This is a genomic window from Intestinimonas timonensis, from assembly GCF_900626145.1.
GTDB classification, from domain to species: domain Bacteria; phylum Bacillota; class Clostridia; order Oscillospirales; family Oscillospiraceae; genus Intestinimonas; species Intestinimonas aquisgranensis.
On record NZ_LR130817.1, the window covers coordinates 746,998 to 772,212 of the forward strand.

At 62.4% G+C, this 25,215-nt stretch carries 23 protein-coding genes, 1 tRNA gene and 1 riboswitch; of the genes, 19 read left to right on the forward strand and 5 right to left on the reverse strand.

Going from position 1 to position 25,215, the window contains the following annotated elements; genetic code table 11:
* Nucleotides 1-54: 54 nt before the first annotated feature.
* The 6 genes from E0E29_RS10315 to E0E29_RS10335 all read left to right on the forward strand — a co-directional run bounded on the left by E0E29_RS10315 (nt 55) and on the right by E0E29_RS10335 (nt 5,022).
* The gene (locus E0E29_RS10315; RefSeq protein WP_130849782.1) at nt 55-1,200 is read left to right on the forward strand and encodes an S-layer homology domain-containing protein; all 1,146 of its coding nucleotides are present in this window, start codon (nt 55-57) and stop codon (nt 1,198-1,200) included.
* A gap of 92 nt (nt 1,201-1,292) precedes the next feature.
* Nucleotides 1,293-1,463 carry a hypothetical protein gene (locus E0E29_RS18215; RefSeq protein ID WP_165449869.1) on the forward strand — a complete coding sequence of 57 codons (171 nt, stop codon included), beginning with the start codon at nt 1,293-1,295 and terminating at the stop codon, nt 1,461-1,463.
* 139 nt (nt 1,464-1,602) lie between these two features.
* Nucleotides 1,603-1,679, forward strand: a tRNA-Arg gene (locus tag E0E29_RS10320).
* Nucleotides 1,680-1,820: 141 nt separating this feature from the next.
* A riboswitch (cobalamin riboswitch) is annotated at nt 1,821-2,007 on the forward strand.
* Nucleotides 2,008-2,147: 140 nt separating this feature from the next.
* Nucleotides 2,148-3,173, forward strand: coding sequence for an ABC transporter substrate-binding protein (locus tag E0E29_RS10325; RefSeq protein ID WP_130849783.1), 1,026 nt, complete (start codon nt 2,148-2,150; stop codon nt 3,171-3,173).
* A 5-nt stretch (nt 3,174-3,178) separates the two neighbouring features.
* Nucleotides 3,179-4,246 carry a FecCD family ABC transporter permease gene (locus E0E29_RS10330; RefSeq protein ID WP_130849784.1) on the forward strand — a complete coding sequence of 356 codons (1,068 nt, stop codon included), beginning with the start codon at nt 3,179-3,181 and terminating at the stop codon, nt 4,244-4,246.
* Nucleotides 4,246-5,022 (forward strand): ABC transporter ATP-binding protein, encoded by a 777-nt coding sequence (locus tag E0E29_RS10335; protein ID WP_130849785.1) that lies wholly within the window; start codon nt 4,246-4,248, stop codon nt 5,020-5,022. Before E0E29_RS10330 ends, E0E29_RS10335 begins: the two co-directional genes overlap by 1 nt.
* 269 nt (nt 5,023-5,291) lie before the next feature.
* Here E0E29_RS10335 and E0E29_RS10340 read toward each other — a convergent pair whose 3' ends face one another.
* On the reverse strand, nt 5,292-6,032 hold the full coding sequence (locus tag E0E29_RS10340) for an N-acetylmuramoyl-L-alanine amidase (protein ID WP_130849786.1): 741 nt from the start codon (nt 6,030-6,032) through the stop codon (nt 5,292-5,294).
* 63 nt (nt 6,033-6,095) lie between these two features.
* Complete coding sequence (gene rsmA / locus E0E29_RS10345) at nt 6,096-6,950, reverse strand: 16S rRNA (adenine(1518)-N(6)/adenine(1519)-N(6))-dimethyltransferase RsmA (RefSeq protein WP_242622455.1); 855 nt, start codon at nt 6,948-6,950, stop codon at nt 6,096-6,098.
* A 209-nt stretch (nt 6,951-7,159) separates the two neighbouring features.
* Between rsmA and polA the strand changes: the two genes are divergently transcribed.
* From polA to tsaD, 5 genes are all read left to right on the forward strand, one after another.
* On the forward strand, nt 7,160-9,895 hold the full coding sequence (gene polA / locus E0E29_RS10350) for a DNA polymerase I (RefSeq protein ID WP_130849788.1): 2,736 nt from the start codon (nt 7,160-7,162) through the stop codon (nt 9,893-9,895).
* Nucleotides 9,896-9,922: 27 nt separating this feature from the next.
* Complete coding sequence (gene rimI, locus E0E29_RS10355; protein WP_130849789.1) at nt 9,923-10,381, forward strand: ribosomal protein S18-alanine N-acetyltransferase; 459 nt, start codon at nt 9,923-9,925, stop codon at nt 10,379-10,381.
* Entirely contained in the window at nt 10,359-10,946 is a 588-nt protein-coding gene (locus E0E29_RS10360) for a GNAT family N-acetyltransferase (RefSeq protein ID WP_130849790.1), read from the forward strand. The genes rimI and E0E29_RS10360 overlap by 23 nt, the downstream gene beginning before the upstream one ends.
* 269 nt (nt 10,947-11,215) lie before the next feature.
* Nucleotides 11,216-11,434 (forward strand): helix-turn-helix domain-containing protein, encoded by a 219-nt coding sequence (locus E0E29_RS10365; RefSeq protein WP_130849791.1) that lies wholly within the window; start codon nt 11,216-11,218, stop codon nt 11,432-11,434.
* A 47-nt stretch (nt 11,435-11,481) separates the two neighbouring features.
* Nucleotides 11,482-12,492, forward strand: a complete 1,011-nt coding sequence (tsaD, locus tag E0E29_RS10370; protein WP_130849792.1) for a tRNA (adenosine(37)-N6)-threonylcarbamoyltransferase complex transferase subunit TsaD — start codon at nt 11,482-11,484, stop codon at nt 12,490-12,492.
* 201 nt (nt 12,493-12,693) lie between these two features.
* On the opposite strand, the gene E0E29_RS10375 is transcribed toward tsaD, so the two are convergent.
* Together E0E29_RS10375 and E0E29_RS10380 are read right to left on the reverse strand one after the other, a co-directional pair.
* Nucleotides 12,694-13,209, reverse strand: a complete 516-nt coding sequence (locus E0E29_RS10375; RefSeq protein ID WP_130849793.1) for a DUF4358 domain-containing protein — start codon at nt 13,207-13,209, stop codon at nt 12,694-12,696.
* A complete protein-coding gene (locus E0E29_RS10380; RefSeq protein ID WP_130849794.1) occupies nt 13,206-15,731 on the reverse strand; it encodes an ATP-dependent Clp protease ATP-binding subunit in 2,526 nt (841 codons plus the stop codon). Before E0E29_RS10380 ends, E0E29_RS10375 begins: the two co-directional genes overlap by 4 nt.
* 377 nt (nt 15,732-16,108) lie before the next feature.
* Between E0E29_RS10380 and E0E29_RS10385 the strand changes: the two genes are divergently transcribed.
* A complete protein-coding gene (locus tag E0E29_RS10385) occupies nt 16,109-16,279 on the forward strand; it encodes a DUF362 domain-containing protein (protein WP_130849795.1) in 171 nt (56 codons plus the stop codon).
* 121 nt (nt 16,280-16,400) lie between these two features.
* Nucleotides 16,401-16,877, forward strand: a complete 477-nt coding sequence (locus tag E0E29_RS10390; protein WP_242622456.1) for a hypothetical protein — start codon at nt 16,401-16,403, stop codon at nt 16,875-16,877.
* A 44-nt stretch (nt 16,878-16,921) separates the two neighbouring features.
* Here E0E29_RS10390 and E0E29_RS10395 read toward each other — a convergent pair whose 3' ends face one another.
* The gene (locus E0E29_RS10395) at nt 16,922-17,887 is read right to left on the reverse strand and encodes an alpha/beta hydrolase (protein ID WP_130849796.1); all 966 of its coding nucleotides are present in this window, start codon (nt 17,885-17,887) and stop codon (nt 16,922-16,924) included.
* Nucleotides 17,888-18,078: 191 nt separating this feature from the next.
* Here E0E29_RS10395 and E0E29_RS10400 point away from each other — a divergent pair, with 191 nt between their 5' ends.
* The 6 genes from E0E29_RS10400 to argJ all read left to right on the forward strand — a co-directional run bounded on the left by E0E29_RS10400 (nt 18,079) and on the right by argJ (nt 25,206).
* Nucleotides 18,079-19,380 carry a hypothetical protein gene (locus E0E29_RS10400; protein WP_130849797.1) on the forward strand — a complete coding sequence of 434 codons (1,302 nt, stop codon included), beginning with the start codon at nt 18,079-18,081 and terminating at the stop codon, nt 19,378-19,380.
* 23 nt (nt 19,381-19,403) lie between these two features.
* Complete coding sequence (locus tag E0E29_RS10405; protein WP_130849798.1) at nt 19,404-20,108, forward strand: DUF6320 domain-containing protein; 705 nt, start codon at nt 19,404-19,406, stop codon at nt 20,106-20,108.
* A gap of 186 nt (nt 20,109-20,294) precedes the next feature.
* Complete coding sequence (locus tag E0E29_RS10410) at nt 20,295-21,521, forward strand: argininosuccinate synthase (RefSeq protein WP_130849799.1); 1,227 nt, start codon at nt 20,295-20,297, stop codon at nt 21,519-21,521.
* Between the two features lie 81 nt (nt 21,522-21,602).
* Nucleotides 21,603-22,988, forward strand: coding sequence for an argininosuccinate lyase (argH, locus tag E0E29_RS10415; protein ID WP_130849800.1), 1,386 nt, complete (start codon nt 21,603-21,605; stop codon nt 22,986-22,988).
* Nucleotides 22,985-23,923, forward strand: coding sequence for an N-acetyl-gamma-glutamyl-phosphate reductase (gene argC / locus E0E29_RS10420; protein WP_130849801.1), 939 nt, complete (start codon nt 22,985-22,987; stop codon nt 23,921-23,923). Before argH ends, argC begins: the two co-directional genes overlap by 4 nt.
* A 20-nt stretch (nt 23,924-23,943) precedes the next feature.
* Nucleotides 23,944-25,206, forward strand: a complete 1,263-nt coding sequence (argJ, locus tag E0E29_RS10425) for a bifunctional glutamate N-acetyltransferase/amino-acid acetyltransferase ArgJ (protein WP_130849802.1) — start codon at nt 23,944-23,946, stop codon at nt 25,204-25,206.
* Nucleotides 25,207-25,215: the final 9 nt, after the last annotated feature.

A 25,215-nucleotide genomic window follows, 5' to 3' on the forward strand; every position in this document is an offset into this window, starting at 1 on the left:
GAAAGAAAGCCGCGCCGGTGGGCGGGGCAGGAGCCACGGACAAAGGAGTATGACATGAAAAAGCGAGTACTGGCGGTCACGGGGGCAGCGGGTGTGCTGCTGTGTGCCTCTGTGGCCCTGGCTGTGGGCGGCGGATCGGACGATCCGCTGGTGAGCAAAAGCTATATAGACGGGACTTATACCACCCAGACGGTGACCCAGGCGGAGAGCCGCATCGCCCAGCGCCACGACAGCCTGTATGCTGATGCCGAGGCCAAGCTGAAAGCTAAGCACGAGGCCTATCTGACGCAGCTCAGCGGCGGTACCGCCGGCGGCGGCAGCTATCAGGCCGCCTTCCAGGACATTCGGGTCAAGCAGGGTGATACCATTCAGGTGACCGCCGGATCGGGCTTTCTGCTGCTGGCCGGCAGCGGAGACCTCTCCTGCACGGGGAAAAAGACCATTGATCTCTCCAGCGGCTGGGAGAAGGGGGCCGGCGCCCTGACCCAGGGGCGGCGGTATCTGGTGATGGAGGACACGACAGCTACCATCACGGTGACCTCTCCCACAGCGGTCCTCTCCCTGGAGGGTTACTATACCCTGACAGAGAGCAGCAAGACCGATTATAACGCCTTAGTCGACGCCCTGCACATCATGGGGCTCTTCCAGGGCAGCGATACGGGTTATGGCTCCGGCTACGATCTGGAGCAGGCGCCCACCCGTATTCAGGGTCTCATTATGTTCCTCCGCCTCATCGGGGAAGAGAAGGCGGCACTGTCCACCACGGCGGCGTGTCCCTTCACCGATGTGCCGGCCTGGTGCCAGAGCTATGTGGCCTACGCCTATGAGAAGGGGTACACCAAGGGCATGGATGAGGCGGCCAAGCTCTTCGGCACCAATGACACCCTGACCGCCGGGCAGTATGTGACCTTCCTCCTGCGGGCGCTGGGGTACAGCGAGAGCGGCGAGAGCCCCGACTTCACCTGGGACACCGCTCTCCAGCGCAGCGTGGAGCTGGGCGTCCTGACGGCGGGAGAGCGGCAGATTCTGGAGAGCGGCACCTTCCTGCGGGCCCACGTGGTCTATCTCTCCTACTTCGCCCTGGACGCCGCCCAGAAGGACGGAAGCGGGACCCTCCAGCAGCGTCTGGTAGCCGCAGGGGCACTGGATGAGGCAGTGGTGACCGCGGTACGGTCCGGCGTAACTGTTTCCCGGATGTAAGTTTTGATTTATGGAGCACGAAACCGCTGCCCGCGCATAGGATGAGGTGGAGGCCGGAGACGGTCTACCATCTCATTGGGAGGTACTTCATTATGGGGTGCAACAACGGCTGCGGGCTCAGCGGCTTTGGCGGCGGCAGCTGCCTGTGGATTATTCTGATCATCATCCTGATTTGCTGCTGCGGCGGTAGTTGGGGTGGCTGCGGCAACAGCTGCGGCTGTGGCAATAACTGCGGCTGCGGCGGCAACAACGGCTGCTGCTGAGTCAACATAGGATGCGGGCGGGGGGGCTCCCCCGCCCGCAACGAAAAAATTGTCTTTTTTTAAAAATACCTCTTGCATTTCCTCAAAGGATATGCTATCATGATTGAGCTGTCAGGAAGAACTTCCTTGAAAGCGACAAGCGGCTGTAGCTCAGCTGGATAGAGTGACTGGCTACGAACCAGTAGGTCGGGGGTTCGAATCCCTTCAGCCGTACCAGCGCATCGCAAGTGTTTCACTTGCGATGCGCTTTTTCCTTGCCATGAAAGTCCCGTGACCTAAGGATGGATGGAAGAAAGGCCCAGCGCCCGGATGACGCTTGACAATTGGGGGCGCATCCTCTAGAATAGGGGACTGTCACAATTACATATTCGGCAAGTGCCCAGCTCCGGCTGGGGTAAAAGGGAATCGGGTGAGAGTCCCGAGCGATCCGGTCACTGTGAACGGGGAGCGAGCCGCAGATGCCATTGCCGCGCAGAGCGCGGTGAGAAGGCGCGGTCCGCAGAGATCCGTAAGCCAGGAAACCTGCTTGGTTGAATGAAAACAGAGATGTCTTCCGCTGAGAGCAGTCTGTTGGAACGGTGCACGGCCTTTGCCGGGCACTGTTTTCGTGCCGTCTGCCCGGTTGGGCAGGCGGCCGTTGTTTTTCGGCGGGAGACACACGGAAGCAGGAAAGGAGCGCCCCCCATGAAAAACGCAAAGACTCTGGCTACGCTGACGGCCCTGGCCCTGACGGTCTCCCTGACCGCCTGTTCCGCCGGAAAGACGGCGGAAACGACCCCGGTGCCCACGGCTACCCAACCCCAGAGCAGCCACTACCCGGTGACCATCACCAACTACAATTACGCCGGCGAGCCGGTGACCTATACCTACGAAAAGGCGCCGGAAAAGGTCATCGCCGTGTACCAGGGCTGTATCGAGACCATGATCGCCCTGGGACTGGAGGACCACGTACTGGCCTCCTACGGCCTGGACAATGAGGTCAAGGACGAGTGGAAGGACGGTTTTGCCCGGATGAACTATGACGAGACCGTCTTTGCCCCAGATAAGGAGACGGTCACCCTCCTGGAGCCGGATATGATCTTCTCCTGGGGCTCTTACTTTGGGGAAAAGAAGCTGGGCGACGTGGCGGCCTGGAATGAGAAGGGCGTGGGGACCTACATGAACTCCAATACCGTCCCCGGCGGCACCCGCACCCTGGAGAACGAATATACCGACATTCTGAATATTGGTAAGATCTTTGACGTGGAGGACCGTGCTCAGGCCCTGGTAGACGAGATGAAGGCCCAGGTGGAGACCACGCTCACCGCCGCCCAGGGGCAGGAGCCCGTCCGGGTGGCGGTGGTAGAGCCCACGGCCAGCGGCACCATCACCAACTACGGCGCCGACTCCCTGGCCGGAGATATGGTCACGGCCCTGGGCGGCGAACTGGCCCGGCCGGATGGCAGCGACATGGGTAAGGAGGACCTGGTTGCCTGTGATCCCGACGTGATCTTCGTAGTCTATATGGCCTATGCCGGGGATGATCCCGACACCGTTCGGGCGGAGCAGCTCGCCGCCGTCCAGGACGACCCCGCCCTGGCCAGTCTGTCGGCGGTGCAGAGCGGCCGGGTCCACCTCATCATGCTGGGTGACATGTACGCCAGCGGTCCCCGCACCATTGACGGCCTCAAAACCTTGGCACAGGGCATGTACCCCGGCCTGGACCTCTGAGCGCCGTGGAACGGAACCGTTTTGGGGCTAATTCAGCCTACCTCCTGGTCTGTCTGGGCCTGTTGGGGGCGCTGCTGCTCTCCCTCCTGGCTGCGGTCAGCTTCGGCACCGTGTCCATCCCCCTGGGGCAGGTGTATGAAGTCATCCTGGAGGAGCTGAGGGCCCTGTTACCGGGCGGGACGGCGCCCACCGGGAGCAGCGTCCACGATGTGGTGTGGCTCATTCGGCTGCCCCGGCTGATCCTAGCCGTGGGGGTGGGGATGGGGCTCTCGGTCTGTGGTGCCGTCATGCAGGCCATCGTCAAAAATCCCCTGGCTGACCCCTATGTGCTGGGCGTGTCCTCCGGCGCTTATCTGGGCGCCTCCCTGGCCATGCTGCTGGGGTTTGGGGGACTCCTGGGGGGCAGCGCCATGGGCATGCTGGGCTGCGCAGGGGCACTGCTAGTTTCTCTGGGGGTGATGGCTCTGGCCAATCTGGGCGGGCGGTCCAACGCCGTCAAGCTCCTCCTGGCCGGTACCGCCCTCAGCGCCGTGTGCTCCGGCTTCTCCAACTTCTTCATCTTCTTCCTCAACGACGACCACGCCGCCAGCGCCGTGGTCCAGTGGTCCATGGGTTCTCTGGCCGCCGCCGACTGGGGGAGCAATGCCGTCATCGTTGCCGTGGCGGTATTGGGGACGCTCTTTTTCTGGAGCCAGTACCGAAACCTCAACCTGATGCTGCTGGGGGATGACTGCGCCGTCACCCTGGGCACCGACCTCCACCGGTGGCGGCTCATTTACCTGACGGTAGCGGCGGTGATGGTGGGCTTCGCGGTCTACAAGGCGGGGCTCATCGGCTTTGTGGGGCTACTTATCCCCCACGTGGTGCGGATGCTCTTCGGCACCGACCACAAAAAGCTCATCCCTATCTCCGCCCTCCTGGGCGCCATCTTCCTGGTGTGGGCCGACGTGCTCTGCCGGGTCATCCTGCCGGGCAACGAGCTGCCCATCGGTGTGCTCACTGCCCTGGTGGGTGCTCCCGTCTTTGTCTACCTGATGGCCAGGAAGAAATACGGCTTCGGAGGTGGTGACTGATGGAGATCCGTGCGTCGGACGTCCAGGCCGTTTTGGGCGGCAGCCAGATCCTCCGTGGGGTGGACCTCCGGGCGGAGCGGGGGGAGCTGGTAGGGATCATTGGGCCCAACGGCAGCGGCAAGAGCACCCTGCTCAAGTGCATCTACCGGGTCCTCCAACCAACGGGAGGTGTCGTCTACCTGGATGGAAGGACACTTTCCGAATACAGCTATAAACAGTCCGCCCGGCAGGTGGCTGTTGTGGCTCAGCACAACTACTATAACTTCGACTTCTCCGTCCGGGATGTGGTTATGATGGGCCGAGCGCCCCACAAGAGGGCTCTGGACCGGGACAACGCCCAAGACTATCAGATGGTGGCCCGGGCCCTGGAGACGGTGGGCATGGCGGACTTTGCCCAACGCTCCTTCGCCACCCTCTCCGGAGGTGAACAGCAGCGGGTCATCCTGGCCCGGGCCCTGGCCCAGGACACCCCCTGCCTCATCCTGGACGAGCCCACCAACCACTTGGACATCAAATACCAGCTCCAGCTTATGGACATCGTTAAGAGTTTGGACCGGACGGTGATTGCCGCCATCCACGACCTGAACATCGCCGCCATGTACTGCGACCGGCTCTACGCCGTCAAGGAAGGGCGGGTGGTGGCCTCCGGCAGGCCGGAGGAGGTGCTCACCCCGGAATTGATCCGGACGGTCTACGAGGTGAATGCCGGGGTGCTCCGGGACAGAGAGGGCGGGCTGCGCATCTTCTATCACCCAAGCGCTCATGGTTCAGGATAAAGAGAAAAAGGACGCGGCAGAGTGCTCTGCCGCGTCCTTTTCATGATGAGACGCAAAAAACGCCGACAGCCAAGCTGACGGCGGAAGTTTTGGTCTGCCTCCCCGGAGAAGCGGCTGCCTCTCCGGGGAGCACAGCAGTGTTGCAAAGAGAGAGGGAGGAGGTTGGAATGGTTTGGGTCCTTGCGAGTATTAGGATACCACACCACGCACAGAAGTGATGGACAGATTTAGAACGCTCTGTGAACTTTCTATGAACGTCACAAAACATGTCAAACCAGGGTGATGTAGTCCCCGCTGGCGTAACCGGTCACATCCCCAAAGCGGACCAGATACCACCCCTGCCACTGGTTGATGATGGTGAGCCGGGCGCCGTCATAGGCCCGGGCCAGGATGGGGGCGGAGCGGTCGGGTCGGGAGCGGATATTGAGGGAGCCCCAGGATACGTCCACCACCCCCCGGCGCTCCGGCACCGGAGTGAGGAAGGGGATGCCGAAGTACTGGCACAAGGAGTCCACCAGGTTTTGGGCGATGAGGTCCAGCTGGCTTTTCACCCAGGCGGCGTCGTCCGGGTTATCGTGGTAACCCAGCTCCAGAAAAACGGAAGGGGCCCGGAGCTTGCGGACCTCGCCAATGGTGGTGGTGGCCTCGGCCCGGACCAGGGAGGGGATGGGATAGATCCGCTTCAGGTTCTCCGCCATGATCTCTGCGGCCCGGCGGCCCTTGGCGCTGCCGGGGTAATAGAAGACCAGCACACCCCGCACCTCTCCATAGCGGCCCTCCGGGGCGGCGTTGGAGTGGAGGGCCAGGTGGAGGTCGTAATTGCCCCGATTGGAGGCGACAATGGAGCTGGCGGCGGTCATGTCTGGGGTGTTCCGGGTGTAACGGATGCCGGAGGCATCCAGGTAGGGGACCATGGCGTCGGCGAGACGATTCATCCAGTATTCCTCGGAGCCGCCGCTCACATAGAGATTATTTTCCTGGGTGGAGGGAGAGAGGTAGATAATGGGCATGGAGAGGCCCTCCTTTCCCTTCATGCTATGCGGAAAGGAGGGCCGGGGACACGATAGAGAAGCTTAAAAATCACCCAGGGCACGAGTGAGGGCGGCAAACTCCGGGATACCCAACCGCTCACCTCGGATGTTTTCCTCCAGACCAGCGGCGGCAATGGCGGCTTTGATATGTTCCTTGTCTACGCCGCCCAAACCGGCGGAGAGAGCATTGAGGAGGGTCTTGCGGCGCTGGCCAAAGGCGGCTTTCACCACCCGGAAGAACCGCTTTTCGTCCTCTACACCCTCCGGGGGAGCGGACCGGGGGACCATACGGATCACCGAGGAGGTCACCTTGGGGGCGGGGACGAAGCACTCGGGCCCCACGTCGAAGAGAAGCTCGGGGACGGTGTGGTACTGGCAGTACACCGAGAAGGCGCCGTAGTCAGCCGTGCCCGGGGCGGCGCAGATGCGCAGGGCCACCTCCCGCTGGATCATCACTGCGATGCAGGAGAAGCGATTGGCCTCGATGAGGGCAGTGATGACGGGAGTTGTGATATTATAGGGGAGGTTGGCGCAGGCCATGGGCACCATGCCGGAGAATTTCTCGTCTACAAGGACAGGAATGTCCAGCTTCAGAATGTCGGCGGGGAGGATCTCCACGTTGGAGAAGTCCGCCAGGGTCTCGTCCAGCACCGGCAGGAGGGAGCGGTCCAGCTCCACCGCGACCACCTTCTGGGCCACGGCGGCCAGCTGAGAAGTGAGGGGGCCGATGCCGGGGCCAATCTCCAGCACGCCGTTTTCCGGCCCCACGCCGGCCCCCTCCACCAGTCCCCTTGGGACCCAGTCCTGTATGAGAAAATTCTGCCCCATGGACTTGGAGAAGTGAAAGCCGTGTCGGCCCAGCAGGGCCTTGATGGTATTGAGATCACAGAGATCCATAACAGCACTCCTATGTGTTGATGTGTGAGAAAAATCAGTCGTGACCATTATACCCCCAGCCAGCCGGGCTGGAAAGGGGGAGTTTTGTGATAACGGTACATTTTTGTTTCTGAGGAGGGGCTGGCTTTTTCTTGCCCTGAGGCGGGAAAGCTGTTATACTATACTGTATCTGTGTATCTGAACTTTCACGCGGCGCGGAGGGAACTTCCATGAAGCTCATGGTCATCGACGGCAACTCCATCATCAACCGGGCCTTTTACGGCATCCGGATGCTCACCACCCGGGACGGCACCCCCACTAACGCCGTCTACGGTTTCCTCACCATCCTCCAGAAGCTGGTGGGGGAGGAGTCGCCCGACGCCCTGTGTGTCTGCTTTGACCGCAAGGCGCCCACCTTCCGTCACCTGGCCTACGAGGGCTACAAGGCCCAGCGGAAGGGGATGCCCGATGAGCTGGCCGCCCAGCTGCCCATCCTGAAGGACGTGCTCTCCGCCATGAACATCCCCCGGTATGAGATGGACGGCTGGGAGGCCGACGACCTGATGGGCACCATCTCGGTGAAGGATACTGCCGCTGGCTGGGAGACCGTCATCGTCACCGGCGACAAGGACTCTCTCCAGCTCATCACCGATACCGCCCGGGTGAAGCTGGTCACCACCCGTATGGGACAGACCACCGAGAAGGACATGACCCCGGAGACCTTCCGGGAGGTCTATGGCTTCGATCCCATCCACATCATCGACCTCAAGGCCCTCATGGGAGACGCCAGCGACAACATCCCCGGTGTCAAGGGCATCGGGGAAAAGACGGCCATGGACCTCATCCAGCGCTACGGCAGCGTGGAGGCCATCTACGCCGATCTGGACGCCGTGGAGGCAAAGCCCGCGGTGCTCAAGAAGCTGAAGGAGGGCGTGGACCAGGCCAAGATGTCCTACGACCTGGCCACCATCCGCACCGACGCCCCCCTGGAGTTCGCCCCCGGCGACGCCCTGCGGCGGGAACCTGACCAGCGGGCCCTCTACGACCTCTTCCTGAAGCTGGAGTTCAACAAACTCATCGACAAGATGGGCTTAAAAGCCCCTCAGGGGGAGGCGGTCCAGGCCGAGGAGCTGGTGACGGGCACCTGCACCAGCGAGGTGGTCACCGACCCCGTCCGGGCGGAGGAGCTGCTGGAAATCTGGCGGAAGCAGGACAGCGTGGACGTGCTGGCCCTCCCCGACCTGGACGTGGTGGCGGTGGACTGGTGGGAGAGTAAGGAGAAGGCCCACGCCGCCGTGCTGATGGCCTCCAAGCTGGAGGGGTACAACGATACCCTGAAGGCTCTCTTCGCCCCTGACATCAAAAAGAATACCCACGATGTAAAAACCCTCCTCTCCCGGCTGCTGACTGAGGGCATCGAAGGGGGCGGTTTCGTCTTCGACACCGCCATCGCCGCCTACCTTCTGGCACCCACCGACGGCAGCTACGATCTGGAGAAACTGTCGGTGACCTATTTCAATCACGAGACGGCCAAGGCTAAGGAGACCTATCTGGCCAAGGACGCCTTTTCCCCTCTGGCCGAGTTCCAGACCGCTCTGGACCTGGGGAAGGACCCCTATGAGGGGGCGGAGGACCAGGAGGCCGCCGCGGCGGAGGTGAGCGGCCCCATGGGCGCGCTCCTGTCCCACTGCGCCCTCATCGGTGCCTTGAAGGAGGCCATGGCCCCACGGCTCACCGAGCTGGGCATGGACAAGCTCTTTTATGAGGTGGAGCTCCCCCTGTGCCCTGTGCTGGCCGAGATGGAGCACGCCGGAGTGCTGGTGGACCGGCAGGCCCTCACCACATTCGGCGCCATGCTGGAGGAGCGCATCAAAGCCGACGAGGCCATCATCTACGACCTGGCGGGGGAGGAGTTCAACATCAACTCCACCCAGCAGTTCGGCAAGATCCTCTTTGAGAAGCTGGGGCTGCCACCGGTGAAGAAGACCAAGAGCGGCTGGTCCACCAGCGCCGAGGTGCTGGAGAAGCTGCGGGGCAAGCACCCCATCGTGGAGGCGGTGCTGGACTACCGGCAGCTGGCCAAGCTGAAGAGCACCTATGTGGACGGCCTCACCAAGGTCATCGCCGCCGACGGGCGCATCCACACCTCCTTCCAGAACACCGTCACCGCCACCGGACGCCTGAGCTCCACTGAACCCAATCTGCAAAATATCCCGGTGCGTACCGAGCTGGGGGCGGAGCTGCGGAAGATGTTCGTCTCCCCCAAGGGGTGGCAGCTGGTGGATGCTGACTACTCCCAGATTGAGCTGCGGCTGCTGGCCTGCATCTCCGGGGACGAGGCCATGCAGGCCGCCTTCCGGAGCGGGGAGGACATCCACACGGTGACGGCCTCCCAGGTCTTTGGGGTGCCGACTGAGTCGGTGACCCACGAGATGCGCCGCCGGGCCAAGGCGGTGAACTTCGGCATCGTCTACGGCATCTCCGATTTCTCCCTGTCCCAGGACATCGGGGTCACCCGGGCGGAGGCCAGGGAGTATATGGACAAGTACTTTGAAACCTATCACGGGGTCCGGGACTATATGAAGGAGGTGGTGGAGCAGGCCAAGGAGAACGGCTATGTCTCCACCATCCTGGGCCGGCGGCGGTGGCTGCCTGAGCTGAAGTCCTCCAACTTCAACCTGCGCTCCTTCGGGGAGCGGGTGGCCCTCAACATGCCTATCCAGGGTACCGCCGCCGACCTCATCAAGCTGGCCATGATCAAGGTGCGGGACAGGCTGCGGGAGGAGGACCTGGAGGCCCGGCTCATCCTCCAGGTCCACGACGAGCTCATCGTGGAGTGTCCCGATGGGGAAGTGGAGCAGGTCAAGGCCCTCCTCACCCAGGAGATGGAGGGGGTCATGGACCTGCCGGTGCCCATGCGGGCCGACTCCGCCGCCGGGCGGAGCTGGGCGGCGGCCAAGGAGTAAGGAGCAAGAGAAGGAGAGAGAGTACCCGTGCATTATGATTTGGTTCCCATGGACCGCTCCCATCTGGAGGGAGTGCTGTCCATCGAGCGGGCCTGCTTTGAACGGCCGTGGTCGGAGCAGACCTTTACCGACGCGCTGTATAACGATTCCGTCTCCCTGATCGCGGCCCAGGGAGAGGATGGGACGGTGCTGGGCTACGCCGAGCTGTCGGTGATCCTGGACGAGGGGTGTCTGGAGAAGATCGCCGTGGACCCCAAGTACCGCCGCCAGGGCGTGGCAGAGGAGCTTTTGGGTGCTTTTCTGCGGTTTGGCCGGGCAAATCTGGCTTTCATTACCCTGGAGGTCCGGGAGAGCAACGCCCCGGCCATCGCCCTCTACGAAAAGCTGGGCTTTCAGCAGGTGGGGCGGAGAAAGAATTATTACGCGGAAGTCCATGAGGACGCAATTTTAATGACGGTGGAGTTTGATCGAATTGGAACAGTATGAGTTGAAGAAGTTGGATCTGGATACCCTGCACCTGGTCTATCGGGACCATTTGACGCCGGACTTTCCTCCGGCGGAGCGCAAGCCCCTGGCGGCTATGGAGAAGCTGCTCTCCGCAGGGCGGTATGAGCCCTGGGGCCTCTACCGGGGCGAGGAGCTCATGGCCTACGCCATGATGTGGAAGGACCCGGAGGGCGGCTTTGAGCTGCTGGACTATCTGGGCGTCTGTCAGGGCAAGCCCCGGGGCGAGGGCATCGGCACCGTGATGGTGGCCTACCTCATGGACCATTACAGCCATGTGGAGGGCATCCTGGTGGAGGCTGAGGCCGAGGACGACGGACTGCCGGAGGAGGAAAACGCTCTGCGCCGCCGTCGGCTGGCCTTCTACCGCCGGGTCGGCTTTAAGGACCTGAGCTATGTGGCTGATATCTATGGCGTGCGCTACGCCATGTTCCTCTATGGTGACAAGAGCGAGGAGGAGGCTATGGAGGCTCACCAGCGTCTCTATCACTATGAGCTCACTCCCTGGCTCTACGACAAGTTCATCTATATCCCCGAAAAAGCCTGACCGGTTTCTAGTCCTAAGCGAAGGCCGGCAAGAAAACAGAGATAGCCCCATTCATACTCTCGGGTGGATGCGGCATCGTCCCAGTCCAATGGAGGATTGAGGTCATTCCAGTGAGAGAGAGCTTCCGCATACCCAGTGCTGTCAGCAAGAGGGCGTGTTACGCTCTCATAGAGAGACTCCAGCAAGAACTCCATAAAGTTGACATCCTAGACATTTTGTGTCTATATGATGCTAGACAAAATTTGTCCTGTCAAGAGAGCGTGTGTGATATGAGACCACAACCCATTCGATTAAAAGAACTACGGGAAGCAAGAGGGCTGACCCAGGAGGAGCTGGCGGACCTGATGGGCGTGGTGCCCCGTCAATACCAGCGCTACGAGCGGGGAGAAGGGGAGCCCAAGCTGGCGGGCTGGATTTTTCTTGCCGACTTCTACGACGTATCGCTGGATTATCTGGTGGGACGGTCGGAGGAACCGGCGCGGCGCTGAGCTGAGGGAGCCGTTTCCTGTGAATTTCTAGGAAAAGAGCTGATACCATGAACATACTGGCCTTTGAGTCTTCCTGCGACGAGACTGCCGCCGCGGTGGTCCGGGACGGCCGTCAGGTCCTGTCCGACGTCATCGCTTCCCAGGCGGACATGCACGCCATCTACGGCGGCGTGGTGCCGGAGATCGCCTCGCGGAAGCACGTGGAGGCCATCGCCGGCCTGGCCGACGCCGCCCTCCAGAAGGCGGGCCTCCAGCGGCGGGACATCGACGCCGTGGCCGTCACTTACGGCCCCGGCCTCATCGGCGCGGTGCTGGTGGGGGTCAACTTCGCCAAGTCGGTGGCCTACGGCCTGGGAGTGCCCCTCATCCCCGTCCACCACGTCCGGGGACACATCTCGGCCAACTACATCGCCCACCTGGACCTGGAGCCCCCCTTTGTCTGCCTGTGCGTCTCCGGCGGCACCACCCTCATCGTGGATGTGAAGGACTACACCAAGATGCGGGTGCTGGGCGCTACCCGGGACGACGCGGCGGGGGAGTGCTTTGACAAAGTGGCCCGGGTGCTGGGCATCGGCTACCCTGGCGGCGCCCCCATGGACCGGCTGAGCCGGGGCGGGGACGACAAGAAATACACTTTCCCCTCGGTCCACGTCCACGACGCCCCCATGGACATGTCCTTCTCCGGACTGAAGACGGCGGCCATCAACCTCATCCACAACGCCCAGCAGAAGGGAGAGAAGTTGGATCTGCCCTCCCTGGCGGCCTCCTTTGCCGGGGCGGTCAGTGATATGCTGGTGCCCAGAGTTATGGAGGCGGCCAGGCTCTGCCGTTACCGAAAGGTGGCGGTGGCCGGGGGCGTGGCGGCAAACTCCCGGATTCGGGGGGATTTGGAGAAGGCCTGTGCCCAGGCGGGCATGGAGCTCTATCTGCCCCCCCTCTCCCTGTGCGGCGACAACGGTGCTATGATTGGCTGTCAGGCCTATTACGAGTACCTGGCCGGTAAACGGGGTGGGCTGGATCTGAACGCCTACGCCAATCTGGACATCGAAAAGGGATAAAACTTCATGCGCCCAAGGCGCACCATGAAAACAGGCGAAGGCTGGGTCGCATGAAGTTTTCGCGCATGTGGGCCGTCCCGGCCCACGCGCTGTAATCTCATGGCCGTGCCGCTGTAAGCGGCACATGGCCAATTTTGCTATGCTTTTGCATAGCAAAAATGGTCCCTTCCCGCTTTGGGAAGGGACCATTTTTTGTTTGCCTCAGCCGTTGAGAGAGGTCTTGATGGCGTCCAGGACGGTGTCCTGGTCCTCGCACATGACCAGCAGAATGGTGCCGTCGTCCAGGGTCTCTACCTTGGCGGCGTTGGCAATCTCATACTGGTCCACCAGATACTGCTCAAAGCTCTGCTTCTGCTGCTCCACGAAGGCGTTGACGCCCTCCAGAACCTCCTCGCTCTTGCCCTCGGCGGGGAGAATGGCGGCCACGCCGTAGGCCTTGATGTTCATGGGGGAGATGGCAACAGCGAAAGCGTCGGTATTCTCGTCGGTGACGCCAATAAGGGAGAGCACCAGGGAAGCGGTGTCATCTTCGGTGGAGGTGACCACGGGAACGGCCTCGTTGAGCTCGTCGTCACGGGCGGACTCGATGGTGGTCTTATAGGCCTCGGTATACTCCTCGGGGGTCTTGCTGGCGGTGCCGGAATCCTTGCTCCCGCAGCCAACCAGGGCGGAGAGGAGCAGAAGGGCAGACAGGGAAAGAGACAGCATACGTTTCATGGGGATGATTCTCCTTTAGCTTTGTTTTGTTCACAGTCTCCTTGGACGCAGGCCGCCGGATTTTGTTCCCCGGGTGCCGAAAAAATATTTAGTTTGTTTTCCTCGGCCAAAACCATGGCGGTTTCTCCAGCGGAAAGTCCGCCCCCCAAAAGCAATTCTGCGATAGGGTCCTCCACCTGGGTGCGGATGGCCCGGCGGAGGGGGCGGGCGCCGTATTCCGGGTCAAATCCGGCATCTGTAAGCCGGTCCAGGGCTTTGTCGCTCACTTTGAGGGCAACCTGGTGCTCACCCAGACGGCGTTCCAGCTGCTCCAGCAGCTGCCGGGCGATCCGACGCAGTTCCGGACGGGTGAGCTGCTGAAAGACCACGATCTCGTCCACCCGGTTGAGAAACTCAGGCCGGAAGATCTGCTTGAGCTCGGAGAGGACGGCTTGGCGCAGCTCTTCCGGCGGACGGGTATCTCCCTGCCGGGCCGTAAATCCCAAATGCCCCCCCTTGGCTGTGAGCCGCCGGGCGCCGGCGTTGGAGGTCATGACCACCACGGTATTTCGAAAGTCCACTTTGCGGCCCTGGGCGTCGGTGACCACGCCGTCCTCCAGGATCTGAAGCAGAACACCCCATACGTCGGGGTGGGCTTTCTCCAGCTCGTCGAAGAGGACCACAGAATAGGGTTTGCGCCGCACCCTTTCCGTGAGCTGTCCGCCCTCGTCATAGCCCACGTAGCCCGGCGGAGAGCCCAGGAGCCGGGAGACGGTGTGCTTTTCCATATACTCCGACATGTCGAAGCGGAGGAGGGCGTCCTCGGTGCCGAACATGGAGGCGGCCAGGGCCTTACACAGCTCAGTCTTGCCTACGCCGGTGGGGCCCAGGAAGAGAAAGGAGCCAATGGGACGACCGGGCTCTTTCAGCCCTGCCCGGCTCCGGCGGATGGCCCGGGCCACCGCCTGTACGGCAGCGTTCTGCCCCACCACCCGGCGGTGAAGCTCCCCCTCCAGGGCCAAGAGGCGGTCAGACTCGGCCTGCGTCAGGGTGCTTACCGGGATGCCGGTGCAGTCGGCCACCACAGCGGCCACGTCCTCCGCCTCCACACCACGTTTTCCATGGTCCTGGTGCCAGGCGCAGCACTGTACCGCCAACTCCCGCCGGAAGTCCCGTTCCGCGTCCCGGAGCATGGCGGCCCGCTCGTAATTCTGCCCCCGGATGGCGGTCTCCCGGGCGGCGGCAGCCTGACAGGCCTTTTCCTCCAGCCCCCGCAGGGCGGGAGGAGTCTCCAGGGCACTGATCCGGACCCGCGCGGCGGCCTCATCAATGAGGTCCACCGCCTTGTCCGGGAGAAAACGGTCGGGGAGGTAGCGGCAGGAGAGGGTCACTGCCGCCTCCAGAGCCTGGTCAGAGATGGTCAGCTTGTGGTGGCTTTCGTAGCGGCTGCGCAGGCCCCGGAGAATGGCCAGGGCATCCGCCTGGCTGGGTTCCTCTACCAATACGGACTGAAACCTCCGCTCCAGCGCGGCATCCTTTTCGATATATTTCCGATATTCCGCCAGAGTGGTGGCGCCTATTACCTGGAGATCTCCCCGGCTGAGAGCCGGCTTGATGATGTTGGCGGCGTCAATGGCGCCCTCCGCACTGCCCGCTCCTACGATGGTGTGGAGCTCATCCAGAAAGAGGATGATGTCGCCTGCCCGGCGGACCTCCGCCAGGATGTTTTTGACCCGCTCCTCAAACTCGCCCCGGTACTTGGTCCCCGCCACAGTGGCGGAGAGGTCCAGGGAAAGGAGCCGCTTGCCCCGCAGGCAATCGGGGACCTGGCCGGAGACGATGCGCCGGGCCAGGCCCTCCACGATGGCCGTCTTGCCAACGCCGGGCTCGCCGATGAGGGCGGGGTTGTTCTTCTGCCGCCTGGAGAGGATCTGGATGACCCGGTGGATCTCCCGGTCCCGTCCGATGACGGGGTCCAGGCTGCCGGCGGCGGCCAGACGGGTCAGATCTTTCGCAAATTGTTCTAACAGCTTTTTTTCGCCCCGTTCCGTGTGTTCACGCTCCGGACGGGGACGGGCCGGCTCACTCCAGGGGAGCGGACCGGCGGGCGTCTCGCCCAGAGCTTTCATGGTATCTGTGTAAAGGCCGCCCAGCTGGCCGGTGGCGGCCAGGACCTGAGTGGCGGCGCAGGTCCGCAGGCGGAGAAGGGCCAGAAGCAGATGCTCGGTGTCCACCTTCCGGAAGCCGGTCCGCAGACACTCCGCCGCCGCCAGTTCTACCGCCTGCCGGCAGTTGGGCGTCAGGCCCTGGAGGGGGAGACTCACGGTGCTGCCCGCGCCGGAGACCTGTTTCACCCCCTCCTCCAGGCGCTGGGGGGTGAGGCCGGAGGCCCGGAGGATCTGGGCGGCCACGCCCAGCCCCTCCTGGCTCAGCCCCAGAAGAAGGTGCTCCGTCCCCACATAGCTGTGGCCCAGCCGCACCGCGGCCGCCTGGGCCAGCTTCAGGGCTGCCTGGGCCCGCTGTGTGAATCGGTCTTCTCGGATGGTCTCTCACCTCGGTTCCGTTTGGTCTGGGCCGTACGAGCAGTCCGGTGCCCGTGGGCGCGGCTGTGTGCGGCACCCGCCAGCTCGGGGGTCAGGGCGCCGGCCAACTCCGCGCGAAAACGGTCCTGATATTCCCGCATATGCTCACCTCCCGGGAGCGCATTCTTGGCTCCTCACGCTTCTAACTATATCCAGGTCCCCGGCGGGATAAACCGCCTTCCGGCTGGTCACGCCTGGAGCGTATCCCTAGTTTAACCACTCTGAGGACTTCTACCCGCAGAGGCAAAAAAATGAGGAGGGAAATTTGCAGAAATAAACGTTGCATTTTTTCGAAACTGTGGTAGAATAGGCTTACATTCAAATTGGAGGTGTTACCAATGGCCTATGTCATCAGTGATGCTTGTGTGAGCTGCGGCTCTTGTGCCGATTCCTGCCCCATGGGTGCTATTTCTCAGGGCGACAGCCAGTACGTCATCGACGCCAATACCTGCATCGATTGCGGTTCCTGCGCTGATACCTGCCCCACCGGCGCTATCTCCCAGGGCTGACACACACAGCGTACTTAACGAAAAAACAGGGCGGCGTACTTGGTACGCCGCCCTGTTTTTTCTCTTGACAGGACTACCGGGCTTGGGTATGCTGGAACAAATGAGAAAAAGGAGCAACGACATGGAACACCACCACGAGCACTGCGGCTGCGGCTGCGGACACGACCACAGCCATGAGCGCCATCATGAGCACCACGGTGAGCACGCTCATCACCAGGGAGAACTCACCCCGGCCCAGGCGGCCTTTTTCCATGAGCTGGAGCACCACCGCTACCTGCCTCTGGCCCGGTTCCTGATGGAGAGTACGGCGGAGGACGACTTTTCCGCCGTGGCCCTCTCCCCGGTCTACCTGCGGAGCCCCGAGGACACCATGAAGCAGGTGAAGGAGATGGGGGCGCTGCTGCTGGACCTGGAGCGCCGGGGCTGGATCACCCTGGACTACGGCTACGCTCTGGAGGGCTATCCCTACGAGGAGTACCGGACCTCCCAGCTATACGCCTACTTCTGCCGCACGGTGGAGGAGGCCAAGGGCCGGCCAGGCTTTCTGGGGGACACCCCGGTGCTGGAGCTGGGGAGCATTGCTCTGGCAGAAGAATAAAGGAACGGGAGGCCGCGCGCCGCGCGGCCTCCCGTTTTTTGAGCTCAGTCCATCTCCAGCAGGAACTGGCCGATGTGATTCATGGCTTGGGCAGCCTTTTTCATGGGGAACATTTGGAAAACATGCCACATGTCGGGCCACACCTCCAGGCGGCAGGGAGTGCCGGCCTGAACCAGGCGATCCCGGAGCCGCACGGAGTCGGAGAGCAGGATCTCGTTGGTACCGGCCTGGATGAGAACAGGGGGGAGCCGCCTCAGATCTCCAAAAAGGGGAGAGAGCAGGGGGGCGGACAGGTCCTGACCGGGGGCGTACACCCCACGTACCGCCCGGATATAGTCCATGGTGAGCATGGGATCGTCGTCCCGGTGCTCCTGATAGGACTTGCCGCTGGCCGTCATATCGGTCCAGGGGGAGAGAAGGACCAGCCGACGGGGGAGAAGCCGTCCAGCATCCCGGAGAAGCATGGCCAGAACAAGGGCCAGGTTGCCGCCTGCGGAGTCGCCGGCCACCACCACGTCCCGGGCGCCGTAGCCCAGATGCATCAGGTAATCCCAGGCCTTCATGGCATCCTCCAGGGGGGCGGGATAGGTGTACTCGGGGGCCAGACGGTACTCAAAGGCCAGTACCTCGTAGCCGGTGACGCCGGCCAGCTTGGCGGCCAGAATGCGGGCATAGCCCAGGTTGCCGCTGGTATATCCGCCGCCGTGGCAGTATAGAATGACATGGCGCTTGTCATGGCCACGCTCCGGCCGGACCCAGGCGGCGGGCATGCCCCGGAGGTCGAAGGGCTCCCAGCTCATGCCCAGCATGGGGGCTACCAGTCGGCCCAGCAGCTCCTGACCCTTGCGCTGGCGCTCCAGGTCGCCTGGGTCCATAGAGTCGGGGGAGGTAGCGGAGTGGATGGCCTTGAGGGCACCCATGACGGCGCTGGTGCGCTTTTGCTCCGCGGTTTGTCGTGCCTCGGGAGAGAGGGGGGACAGGTGTTTGCGTTTTTTTTCTTTGTGTTCCATAAAAACTCCTGACTGTGCGGCGGAGGCGCTGCCGCCGCCGTATGGGATGCGGTGAAGGGAAAATCTCTTCTCATCTTACAGGATATTCCCTTGGATTGCAAGGCCGTGGGGTTTATAGTATAATGATACCTGCTGACCGCTGCCCGGGGGCGTGATCCCCCTGGCGCATACAGGAAAGGGGCTGCTTGGCCGTGCCGAAAAAGAAGAAGACGGAGTGGTACCGCCTGGACAACGCCGCCATGATGTACTCCGCCATCCAGCGGGAGAACTACTCCGCCATTTACCGCTTCTCGGCGGTGATGACAGATCTGGTGGACCCGCAGGCACTCCAACGGGCCATTGACCGGACCATGCCCCGGTTTCCCGGTTTTCGGGTCCACATCAAGCGCGGCTTCTTCTGGTACTACTTTGAGCCCAACGACGCCCCCGGCCCCTTTGTGAAGGAGGACATGAGCAACCCCTGTCAGCCGGTGCGTTTCAAGGAGGATGACGGCTGGCTCATCCGCTTTTTCTACTATGGACACCGCATCTCTCTGGAGGTCTTCCATGCCTTGGCCGATGGGGCGGGGGCGCTGACGCTGTTCCGAACTCTGCTGGCGGTCTACCTGCGGGAGCTGGGCCACCAGATCCCCAATACCGGCGGGATTTTGGATGTGGACGAGCCGCCCTCCCGGGAGGAGCAGGAGGACTCCTATTTCCGCTATGCCAAGTCCCGGGTGCGCCGTGGTATGGGGGAGAGCAAGGCCTATCAGAACAACGGTACGCCGGAACCCTTTTATACCCTCAATGTCACCATGGGCCTGGTGCCCCTGGACAAGCTCCGGGAGGTGGCCAAGGGCTACGGTGCCTCGGTGACGGAGTACCTCTCCGCAGTCCTCATCGAGTCCATCCTGGCCAAGCAGCGCCGGGAGGGACGCCGCCGGGAGCTGCCGGTGGCGCTGGCGGTACCCATCAACCTGCGGCCTCACTTTCCCTCCCGCACCCTGCGCAACTTCATCCTGACGGTGCGGCCCGTCATTGACCCGGAGCTGGGGGACTACACCTTTCCGGAGATCGTCTCCCAGGTCCATCACCATATGCGCCTGCACATCAGCCGCCAGGAGATGCAGGCGGTTATCACCCGCAACGTGATGCTTCAGAAAAATAAGCCGCTCCAGCTGGTGCCGGCGCCGGTGAAGAACCTTACCATGGCCATCAGCTACAAGCTGGTGGGCTGCCGGCCCTATTCCACCACCTATACCAACCCCGGCGCCTTTACCGTTCCGCCGGAGATGGAACCACACATCCAGCGCATGGAGGTCATACTGGGCCAGTCCTACACCCCGCGCAGCAACTGTGCCTCCATCAGCTACGGAAACACCATGGAGATCACCTTTGCCGGTACGGTGAAGGAGTCCGACGTGGAGCGGGACTTCTTCCGTCACTTGGTCCGGGAGGGCATCCACGTGAAGGTCATATCCAACCGCCAGAGCCCGGAATCGCCGGCCGGTTGAGCGGGTACAGGGAGGAGATACGAATGTCATACTGCGTCAACTGCGGGGTGGAGCTGGACCCCACCGCCAGCGCCTGTCCCCTGTGCCAGACCCCGGTGGTCAACCCACGGCAGCCGGTGGACACCGAGTTGCCCCCTCCTTTCCCCAGCAGGCGGGAGGAGGTGCAGCCGGTGAACAAGCTGGAGCTGGCCTTGCTGCTCTCGGCCATGCTCGGCTCGGTGGCGGTGGTCTGCGGGGTGCTGAACCTCTTTTTCCTTCATTCCAGCCGCCCATGGTCCCTCTATGTGATCGGCGCGGCAGTGATGCTGTGGATCTGGCTGGTGCCGCCCCTCCTCTTCCGGGGTATGCCTCTGTGGGTCCGGCTGGGTCTGGACGCCTGCGCCGTTGGGGTGTACGTCTACCTCATCTCCATCGATCTCCATGGCATAGAGTGGTATCTGGGACTGGCTCTGCCCATCATCCTCACCGGCGGTGCCATTATGGTGGCCCTAGGGCTGATCCTCAGCCGTGGGCGGTCGATTCTTACCAGCGTTACCCTCATCATCGGCGCCATCGGCCTTTTCGTTATGAGCATTGAGCTCTACGTGGACCGCTGGCTTCACCAGGACTACCTCCCAGGCTGGTCCCTTGTGGTGGCCGCTGTATGTGTGGCGCTCATCATTCCGCTGGTCATCGTCCGCCGCCGCCCGGCGCTTCGGGACGAGGTACGCCGGCGGTTCCATATGTAACCCAATGTGCAAAGGAAGCGTATAAACATAAGAATATACATTATATAACGCATATTATACATATTGATGTGAGATTGTACGAGAAAATAGGGAGGCAATTCGCATATTTATGCGAATTGCCTCTTGCATTTTCTCGGCGGAAGTGGTACACTGTGTCCAACATCGAAAGACATGGAGGAGTTCACCATGACAGATCACAAGGACATCAAGAAAGTCGTACTCGCCTATTCCGGCGGCTTGGATACATCCATCATCATCCCCTGGCTGAAGGAGAACTACAACAACTGCGAGGTCATCGCCGTCTCCGGCGACGTGGGCCAGGGCACCGAGCTGGACGGCCTGGAGGAGAAGGCCATTAAGACCGGCGCCTCCAAGCTCTATGTGGAGGACCTCACCGATGAGATGGTGGATGAGGTCATCATCCCCTCCATGAAGATGGGTGCCAAGTACGAGCAGTACCTGCTGGGTACCGCCTTTGCCAGGCCCATCATCGCCAAGCGGCTGGTGGAGATCGCCAAGAAGGAGGGCGCCGACGCCATCTGCCACGGCTGCACCGGCAAGGGCAACGACCAGGTCCGGTTCGAGCTGGCCATCAAGCGCTTTGCTCCCGAGATGAAGATCATCGCCCCCTGGCGTGAGTGGGACATCAAGGGCCGGGACGAGGAGATCGACTACGCCGAGGCCCACAACATCCCTCTGAAGATCAGCCGGGAGACCAATTACTCCAAGGACAAGAACCTGTGGCACCTCTCCCACGAGGGCCTGGACCTGGAGGACCCCTCCAACGAGCCCCAGTACGAGAAGGAGGGCTTTTTGGAGATGGGCGTGAGCCCCATCGCCGCCCCGGACAAGCCCACCTACGTCACCCTGGAGTTTGTCAAGGGCGTGCCCGTGGCCATTGACGGGGAGAAGATGAAGGCCAGTGACATCATCCGCAAGCTCAACAAGCTGGGCGGTGAGAACGGCATCGGCCTGCTGGACATCGTGGAGAACCGGCTGGTGGGCATGAAGGACCGCGGTGTGTACGAGACCCCCGGCGGCACCATCCTCTACCACGCCCACGAGGTGCTGGAGATGATCACCATCGACAAGGACACCGCCCACATGAAGGCCAAGCTGGCGGTGGACTTCGCCGACCTGGTCTACAACGGCAAGTGGTTCACCCCCCTGCGGGAGGCCCTGAGCGCCTTTGCCGACAAGACCCAGGAGCACGTCACCGGCACCGTGAAGCTCAAGCTCTACAAGGGCAACATCATCAATGCCGGCGTCACCTCTCCCGAGACCCTCTACTCCGAGGATCTGGTCACCTTTGAGGAGAGCGACTACGACCAGAAGGACTCTGCCGGCTTCATCAACCTGTGGGGCCTGCCCGACACCGTTCAGGCGCTGCGGGAGCAGGGCAAGCTGAAATAAGAAAACGGACAAAGAGGGACGCCGCGCCGGTCAGCGGATCGGCACGGCGCCCTTTTTCCCATACGTAAGGAGCGAAGGAACATGAAACTTTGGGCAGGACGCTTCCAGAAGGAGACCGATACCGCGGTCAACGACTTCAACTCCTCCATCAGTTTTGACGCGCGGCTCTATAAGGAAGATATCGCCGGCTCCATGGCTCACGCCGCCATGCTGGGCAAGCAGGGCATCATTGAGGAGCACGAGGCGGAGAAGATCATTGAAGGCCTTCAGGCCATTCTGGCCGATATCGAGGCCGATAAGGTGGAGTTCTCCGAGGAGAACGAAGACATCCACATGAACATCGAGAGCGAGCTCACCTCCCGCATCGGGGACACGGGCAAACGCCTCCACACCGCCCGGAGCCGGAACGACCAGGTGGCGGTGGACTTTCGCCTCTACGTGAAGAAGGAGATTCCGGTCATCATCGGCATGGTGCTGGACCTGGAGAAGGTCCTCATCAAGAAGGCCCAGGCCAATCTGGACGCCGTCATGCCGGGCTACACCCATCTCCAGCGGGCCCAGCCGACCACCTTCGCCCACTACATGATGGCCTACGCCAACATGCTCAAGCGGGACGTGACCCGGCTGGAGGACTGCCTGGAGCGGATGGACGAGTGCCCTCTGGGTGCCGGCGCCCTGGCCACCTCCACCTATCCCGTGGACCGGTTCCAGACCGCCGCCGCCCTGGGCTTCGCAAGGCCCACCGACAACTCTCTGGATTCCGTCTCCGACCGTGACTTCGCCATCGAGTTCACTTCGGCCCTGTCCATCCTTATGATGCACCTGTCCCGGTTCTCCGAAGAGATCATCCTCTGGTGCTCCTGGGAGTTCAAGTTCGTGGAGCTGGACGACGCCTACTCCACCGGCTCCTCCATCATGCCCCAGAAGAAGAACCCCGACGTGGCCGAGCTGGTCCGGGGCAAGACGGGCCGGGTGTACGGCTCCCTCATCACCCTTCTCACCATCATGAAGGGCCTGCCCCTGGCCTACAACAAGGACATGCAGGAGGACAAGGAGCCTGTTTTTGACGCCATCGACACCGTGGAGCAGTGTCTCCCCGTATTCGCCGCCATGGTGGACACCCTCACCGTCAAGCACAAGAACATGCAGAAGGCGGCCGCCGGAGGCTTCATCAACGCCACCGACTGCGCCGATTACCTGGTGAAGAAGGGCCTCCCGTTCCGGGACGCCTACATGATCGTGGGCCGGCTGGTCCACATGTGCATCAAGACCGGCGAGACTCTGGATACCCTGCCTTTGAAGGACTTCCAGTCCGTGTCCGGCGCCTTTGGTCCAGACGTGTACCAGGCCCTGGAGCTCAAGACCTGCGTGGGCGGCCGGAAGGTCTACGGCGGCCCCGCCCCCGACTCCGTCAAGACCCAGATCGAGCATATCCAGCAGTTTGTGGAGGCGCGTGAGAAGAAATGAAACCCAAGGTTTACATCGACGGCCAGGAGGGTACCACCGGCCTTCAGATCTACGAGCGGCTGGGGGGACGGGACGACATCGAGCTTCTCCTCATCGACCCTGACAAGCGGAAAGACTTGACGGAGCGAAAGAAGCTCCTCAACGCCGCCGATCTATGCTTCCTGTGCCTGCCTGACGCCGCCGCGATTGAGGCAGTGGGCCTTATTGAAAATGAAAAAACCAAGGTCATTGATGCCTCCACTGCTCACCGGACGGCAGAGGGCTGGACCTACGGCTTTCCGGAGCTGCTGGCCGGACAGCGCCAGCGGATCAAATTCGCCAAGCGGGTGGCCAACCCCGGCTGCCACGCCACCGGTTTCCTGGCTTCCGCCGCCCCTCTGACGGCCATGGGGGTCCTGCCCAAGGACGCCGCTCTCACCTGCTTTTCCCTCACCGGCTACTCCGGTGGCGGGAAGAAGATGATCGCCGACTATGAGAACGGGGAGAAGGCGGAAGCCCTTTACAGCCCGAGAATCTACGGAACCACCCTCCGGCACAAGCACCTGCCCGAGATGAAGGCCTATGCCGGTCTCACCCAGGCCCCCATCTTCTGTCCGGTGGTGGACGACTACTACAAGGGCATGGCCACCACCTTGATGCTGCCCGTCTCCCTGCTCACCGGCCACCCCACGGCGGAGGACCTGTGTGAGATGCTGGCCCGGTACTACGAAGGGGAGGCCCTGGTACAGGTGCAGCCCTATCAGAAGGAGGCCGCCTACCTGGCGGCCAACACCATGGCGGGGAAGGACAGCCTGACGCTGGTGGTTTCCGGCCATGAGGAACAGATCATTGTGACCGCCCTCTTTGACAACCTGGGCAAGGGCGCCTCCGGCGCGGCGGTCCAGAACATGAACCTGATGCTGGGCTTCCCCGAGACCACGGGGCTGTCCCTGTGACGACAAAGGAGTTGTGTGATATGAAACAGATCTCCGGCGGCGTGGCCGCCCCCAAGGGATTTACCGCCTCCGGTGTCCACTGCGGCGTGAAGAAAGGGAAGGGGGACGGCAACCAGCCCCCCATGAGCAAGATGCCCGAGGTGCTGGAGGGCAAGAAGGACCTGGCCCTCATCGTCTCCGAGCAGCCCTGCACCGCCGCGGCGGTCTACACCATGAACCGGGTGAAGGCGGCGCCCCTGTACGTCACCATGGACCACCTGGAAAACGGCGAGGCCCAGGCCATCGTGGCCAACTCCGGCAACGCCAATGCCTGCGCCCCCAACAGCCATGAGCACGCTGAGAAGATGTGCGAGCGGGCCGCCCAGGCCACCGGTCTGAAGGCCAGCGATTTCGTGGTGGCCTCCACCGGCGTCATCGGTCAGGAGCTCAACATCGCCGCCATCCAGGCCGGGCTGCCCGCCTGTGCCGCTGCCCTCTCTAAGGACGGCTCCGACGCCGCGGCCAACGCCATCATGACCACCGACACGGTGAAGAAGGAGCTGGCGGTGACCTGCTCCATCGGGGGCAAGACGGTGACCATCGGCGCCATCGCCAAGGGCTCCGGCATGATCCACCCCAACATGGGCACCATGCTGTGCTTCGTTACCACCGACTGCGCCATCACCCACGAGATGCTCTCCGATGCCCTCCACGAGATCGTCCCCCGCACCTTCAACCGGGTGACCGTCGACGGCGACACCTCCACCAACGACATGTGCGTGGTGCTGGCCAACGGCATGGCGGAGAACTCCCTCATCGAGTGGAAGGACGACGGCTATACCGTCTTCTACAAGACCCTGTACAGCGTCTTTGAGCAGATGGCACGCTCCATTGCTGCCGACGGCGAGGGCGCCAGCAAGCTCATCACCTGTACCGTGCGGAAGGCTCGCAGCGAGGAGACTGCCGAGCGTCTGGCCAAGGCGGTGGTGGGCTCTTCCCTGGTTAAGGCCGCCATGTTCGGCTCCGACGCCAACTGGGGCCGGGTCCTCTGCGCTATGGGCTACTCCAAAGCCCCCTTCCGCCCTGAGTATGTGGACGTGAAGTTCTCCTCCGCCGTGGGGGAGATCCTGGTGTGCCAGCAGGGCGCCGGGGTGGACTTCGACGAGGAGGCCGCCAAGAGCATCCTCAGTCAGGATGAGGTGGTCATCGATGTGGACCTCAACGAGGGTGAGCACGAGGCCACCTGCTGGGGCTGCGACCTCACCTACGACTATGTGAAGATCAACGGGGACTACCGGACCTGATGAGCCCGG

Coding starts and splice junctions, on each gene's coding strand:
- E0E29_RS10410 (WP_130849799.1), top strand. CDS start 20,295: ATGACAGATCACAAGGACATCAAGAAAGTCGTACTCGCCTATTCCGGC.
- argH (WP_130849800.1), top strand. CDS start 21,603: ATGAAACTTTGGGCAGGACGCTTCCAGAAGGAGACCGATACCGCGGTC.
- E0E29_RS10325 (WP_130849783.1), top strand. CDS start 2,148: ATGAAAAACGCAAAGACTCTGGCTACGCTGACGGCCCTGGCCCTGACG.
- rsmA (WP_242622455.1), bottom strand. CDS start 6,950: ATGGATCTCTGTGATCTCAATACCATCAAGGCCCTGCTGGGCCGACAC.
- E0E29_RS10335 (WP_130849785.1), top strand. CDS start 4,246: ATGGAGATCCGTGCGTCGGACGTCCAGGCCGTTTTGGGCGGCAGCCAG.
- E0E29_RS10395 (WP_130849796.1), bottom strand. CDS start 17,887: ATGGAACACAAAGAAAAAAAACGCAAACACCTGTCCCCCCTCTCTCCC.
- E0E29_RS10375 (WP_130849793.1), bottom strand. CDS start 13,209: ATGAAACGTATGCTGTCTCTTTCCCTGTCTGCCCTTCTGCTCCTCTCC.
- E0E29_RS10385 (WP_130849795.1), top strand. CDS start 16,109: ATGGCCTATGTCATCAGTGATGCTTGTGTGAGCTGCGGCTCTTGTGCC.
- argJ (WP_130849802.1), top strand. CDS start 23,944: ATGAAACAGATCTCCGGCGGCGTGGCCGCCCCCAAGGGATTTACCGCC.
- argC (WP_130849801.1), top strand. CDS start 22,985: ATGAAACCCAAGGTTTACATCGACGGCCAGGAGGGTACCACCGGCCTT.
- polA (WP_130849788.1), top strand. CDS start 7,160: ATGAAGCTCATGGTCATCGACGGCAACTCCATCATCAACCGGGCCTTT.
- E0E29_RS10315 (WP_130849782.1), top strand. CDS start 55: ATGAAAAAGCGAGTACTGGCGGTCACGGGGGCAGCGGGTGTGCTGCTG.
- E0E29_RS10390 (WP_242622456.1), top strand. CDS start 16,401: ATGGAACACCACCACGAGCACTGCGGCTGCGGCTGCGGACACGACCAC.
- E0E29_RS10365 (WP_130849791.1), top strand. CDS start 11,216: ATGAGACCACAACCCATTCGATTAAAAGAACTACGGGAAGCAAGAGGG.
- E0E29_RS18215 (WP_165449869.1), top strand. CDS start 1,293: ATGGGGTGCAACAACGGCTGCGGGCTCAGCGGCTTTGGCGGCGGCAGC.
- tsaD (WP_130849792.1), top strand. CDS start 11,482: ATGAACATACTGGCCTTTGAGTCTTCCTGCGACGAGACTGCCGCCGCG.
- E0E29_RS10340 (WP_130849786.1), bottom strand. CDS start 6,032: ATGCCCATTATCTACCTCTCTCCCTCCACCCAGGAAAATAATCTCTAT.
- E0E29_RS10405 (WP_130849798.1), top strand. CDS start 19,404: ATGTCATACTGCGTCAACTGCGGGGTGGAGCTGGACCCCACCGCCAGC.